General features: G+C 31.4%; 4 protein-coding genes and 1 pseudogene. 4 read left to right on the top strand and 1 reads right to left on the bottom strand.

The genetic code is table 11. The features are described from left to right. The 4 genes and pseudogenes from QM495_RS01180 to QM495_RS01165 form a co-directional block, all read left to right on the top strand. Positions 1-640, top strand: a pseudogene (locus QM495_RS01180) (glutamate synthase subunit alpha); the annotation flags it as partial. 4 nt (positions 641-644) lie between these two features. Then, a complete protein-coding gene (locus QM495_RS01175; RefSeq protein WP_408670275.1) occupies positions 645-2099 on the top strand; it encodes a glutamate synthase subunit beta in 1455 nt (484 codons plus the stop codon). Between the two features lie 149 nt (positions 2100-2248). Next, a complete protein-coding gene (locus QM495_RS01170) occupies positions 2249-2800 on the top strand; it encodes a hypothetical protein (protein WP_408670274.1) in 552 nt (183 codons plus the stop codon). 12 nt (positions 2801-2812) lie between these two features. After that, positions 2813-3370 (top strand): PepSY-associated TM helix domain-containing protein, encoded by a 558-nt coding sequence (locus QM495_RS01165; protein WP_408670273.1) that lies wholly within the window; start codon positions 2813-2815, stop codon positions 3368-3370. Positions 3371-3408: 38 nt separating this feature from the next. Here QM495_RS01165 and aroC read toward each other — a convergent pair. Then, positions 3409-4176: chorismate synthase (gene aroC / locus QM495_RS01160; protein ID WP_408670272.1), on the bottom strand; the 768-nt coding region annotated here is incomplete at its 5' end.

Here is a 4176-nt window from a genome sequence, read left to right as displayed (position 1 = left end):
AGGTTCAGCTGGTCAAAGTTTTGGTGCATTTGGGACTCATGGTTTAACTTTCACTATAGAAGGAAACACCAATGATTATTTAGGAAAAGGTTTATCTGGGGCAAAAATAATTGTTAAAAAACCAGTCAAAGCGACTTTTATTGCTGAAGAAAATATAATTATTGGTAATGTTTGTTTGTTTGGTGCTGTTGAAGGCGAAGCTTATATTAATGGTATTGCAGGTGAACGTTTTGCTGTTCGTAACTCAGGAGCAACGGCAGTTGTTGAAGGAGTTGGAGACCACGGATGTGAATATATGACAGGTGGAAAAGTAATTGTACTTGGAAAAACAGGTAGAAATTTTGCTGCAGGTATGAGTGGTGGTATTGCCTATATCTACGATCCAACCAATAATTTCATAAATGGATTATGTAATACTGAAACAATAGAGTTTGATCCTATTGAAACAGAAGATGCAAATGAGCTAAAAACCTTAATTGAAAAACATGTTATTTATACCAATAGCAATAGAGGTAAAAATTTATTAAATAATTGGAAAACCAGCTTAAGTAATTTTGTGAAAGTAATGCCTATAGAGTATAAACGTGCTTTAAAACGTTTAGAAACCGAAGAACCAATGATAGAAGAATTAACAGCGTAGTATTATGGGAAAAATAACAGGTTTTAAAGAATTTAAAAGAAAAGACGAAACATATAAAAAAGTAAAAGAGCGTGTAAAAAATTATAATGAGTTTACTATCTCATTAAAAAAAGATGAAATAAACAAACAAGGCTCACGATGCATGGATTGTGGTATTCCATTTTGCCATAGCGCTTGTCCACTTGGAAATTTAATTCCAGACTTTAATGATATGGTTCATAAAGGTGAATGGAAAAAAGCATCATACATTTTACACACAACGAATAATTTCCCTGAATTTACTGGACGTTTATGTCCAGCACCTTGCGAACAAGCTTGTGTTTTAGGAATTATTGACAATCCTATTTCAATAGAAAATATTGAAAAAAATATTGTTGAACGCGCTTTTAAAGAAGGATGGATAAAACCCCAACTTCCTACTAAAAAAACAGATAAAAATGTTGCAATTATAGGGTCTGGACCTACAGGTTTAGCAGCTGCCCAACAATTAAACAGAGCTGGACATACAGTTACTGTTTTTGAAAGAGATGATGCAGTTGGTGGTTTATTACGCTACGGAATACCAAATTTTAAGTTAGAAAAAGGAATTATAGACAGAAGAATTTCAATTTTAGAAGCTGAAGGAATTACCTTTAAAACCAATGTAAATGTTGGTGTTAATTATGCAACTAAAAATTTAAATAATTTTAATGCAATTGTTTTATGTGGTGGTGCAACTGAAAGAAGAAGCTTACCTACTCCAGGAATTAAAACAAATGGAGTTGTTCAAGCAATGGATTTCCTAACGCAAGCCACAAAAGTTGTTTTTGGTAAAAAAATTAAAAATCAAGTTTTAGCAACAGATAAAGATGTAATTGTTATTGGTGGTGGAGATACAGGTTCAGATTGTGTAGGAACTTCAAATCGACAAGGAGCTAAATCGGTTACAAATTTTGAAATTATGCCTAAGCCTCCTGGTCACAGAAGTCCTAAAACTCCTTGGCCTTTTTGGCCCTTGCAATTAAAAAATTCTTCATCACATAAAGAAGGTTGTAACAGAAACTGGTTAATAAATACCAAAGAATTTATTAGTAATGAAAAAGGTGAATTAATTGCCTTGAAAACAATTAATGTTAAATGGAAAATAATTCCTGATAAAAGACCTGAGTTAATTGAAATTGAAGGCACAGAAAAAACTTGGTCTTGTGATTTGGCATTACTTGCTTTGGGCTTTACCGGACCAGAATCAACGTTAAGTGAACAACTTAGCATTAAAACTGATGAAAAAAGTAATTTTATTGGCAACGAATATCAAACCAATATTCCTAACATTTTTACTGCTGGTGATATGCGTAGAGGACAATCTTTAATTGTTTGGGCAATTTCTGAAGGAAGAGAAGCTGCAAGAAAGGTTGATGAATATTTAATGGGGTTTAGTAATTTACCTACAAAAGGCGATGGAGATTTACCAACAATGTAGTTGTTATTCTTACAAGAAAAATAATCAACTAAGAAATACTTTAATTAAATAAGCATAAAATACCACTAAACTGATTTAAATCATTCTTTTTATTTTGTATCAATTGTAACTTAGTCGCTACATTTTTATAAACGTTTAAAAAAATCATCATGAAAAAAATTGTATTCCTTTTAGCGCTAACAATCTCATTTATTTCTTGTAAAACAGAAACTAAGAAAGTTAAAGAAGTTAAAGAAGTTAAAGAAGTTAAAGAAGTTAAAGAAGTTAAAGAAACAAAAGCTATTGAAACTCCAATGTTAGCTATTGGTGAATTTGATGCAAAGGCTGGGGAGTTTGTAAACAAAGAAATTCAAATTAACGGTATTGTAGATCACGTTTGTAAACACGGCGGGAAAAAAATACTAATGGTTACAGATAAAGGTAATGTTCATGTAACTTCAGATGAACGATTTGATGAAGCTTTAAAAGGAAATGAAATTACATTAACTGGAGTTGTAGTTGAAGAACGAATAGATGAATCAACTTGTTTACAAATGGAAGAAGACAACATTAAAAGTCATTCTGAAGGGAAATCAAACCAAGAACAATTTGATGCAAAAAAAGAACACATTCAACAATATAGAGACAAAATGAAAGTTGATAGTATTGATCATATATCAAACTATTCTTTAAAATATGTTTCACTGACTAAGACTGAATAGTTGAATTTCACTATGAAAACATTGCGAAAATGGAGTAGAATACTTCATAGAGACATTGGTTTCTTTTTTATAGGAACAACATTAATCTATGCTATTTCTGGTATTGCTTTAAATCACATGAGTGATTGGAATCCCAATTATTCGGTTGAAATTAAGCACTTCACCACTTCAATAAACTTAGAGAAAACAGCAACCACAAAAGATTATGTTCTAACTTTATTAGATAAAATTGATAATAGAAATAACTATAAGAGTCATTATTATCCTGATAAAAACAATATTAAAATCTTCTTAAGAGGAGGATCTTCTGTATATGTGAATATTAAAAGCGGGAAAGGAATTGCCGAATATTTGAAAAAACGAGCCCTAATATTTGAAACAAATTATTTACACTACAATCCAAATAGAATTTGGACTTGGTTCTCTGATATCTTTGCTGCTTCACTTATTTTGTTTGTAATAACTTCATTTTTTATTACAAAAGGTAAGAAGGGTATTACAGGGCGTGGAGGAATTTATATGTTATTAGGTATTATAATTCCTGTAATGTTTATATTATATTATATGTAATTAAAAAGGCTAAAATTTAAAATTTCAGCCTTTTTTTATTAATTGTTTAACAACATAAAGTCCGTTAATACCATTGCTGCTAATGCTTCTACAATAGGAACTGCTCTAGGCACAACACAAGGGTCATGACGGCCTTTACCATGCATTTTAACTATATTTCCATCCTTATCAATAGTTTGTTGCGCTTGCATAATAGTTGCTACAGGTTTAAAAGCAACACGAAAATAAATATCCATTCCGTTGCTTATTCCTCCTTGAATTCCTCCTGATAAATTCGTTTTTGTAGTTCCATCTTCATTAAAAATATCGTTATGTTCACTTCCTTTCATTTTAGCACCACAAAATCCACTTCCATATTCAAAACCTTTTACTGCGTTTATAGATAGCATCGCTTTACCTAATTGTGCGTGTAATTTATCAAAAATAGGCTCACCCAAACCAACAGGCACATTTTGAATTACACAAGTAACTGTTCCACCAATAGTATCACCTTGTTTTTTTATTTCTTCAATCTTAGCAATCATTTTTTCTGCTGAAGCAGCATCAGGGCAACGTACAATATTACTTTCAATTTTATTAAAATCAACTTCCTGATATGGCTTTTCCATAAAAATATCTCCTACTGAAGATGTAAATGCATTAATTTTTATTTCAGAAATTACTTGCTTTGCTACTGCTCCACCAACAACCCAATTGGCTGTTTCTCTAGCTGAAGTTCTTCCGCCACCGCGATAATCTCTATGCCCATATTTTTTATCGTAGGTAAAATCGGCATGTGAAGGACGAAATGAATCTTTTATATGTGA

Origin of the sequence: Lutibacter sp., assembly GCF_046055765.1 — a bacterium.
Taxonomy (GTDB): Bacteria; Bacteroidota; Bacteroidia; order Flavobacteriales; family Flavobacteriaceae; genus Lutibacter.
This window is presented reverse-complemented; position numbering and strand designations above follow the sequence as displayed.

Bases quoted from the DNA above. Each gene is read 5' to 3' on its own strand.
- QM495_RS01175 (WP_408670275.1), top strand. From the start codon at position 645: ATGGGAAAAATAACAGGTTTTAAAGAATTTAAAAGAAAAGACGAAACA.
- QM495_RS01170 (WP_408670274.1), top strand. From the start codon at position 2,249: ATGAAAAAAATTGTATTCCTTTTAGCGCTAACAATCTCATTTATTTCT.
- QM495_RS01165 (WP_408670273.1), top strand. From the start codon at position 2,813: ATGAAAACATTGCGAAAATGGAGTAGAATACTTCATAGAGACATTGGT.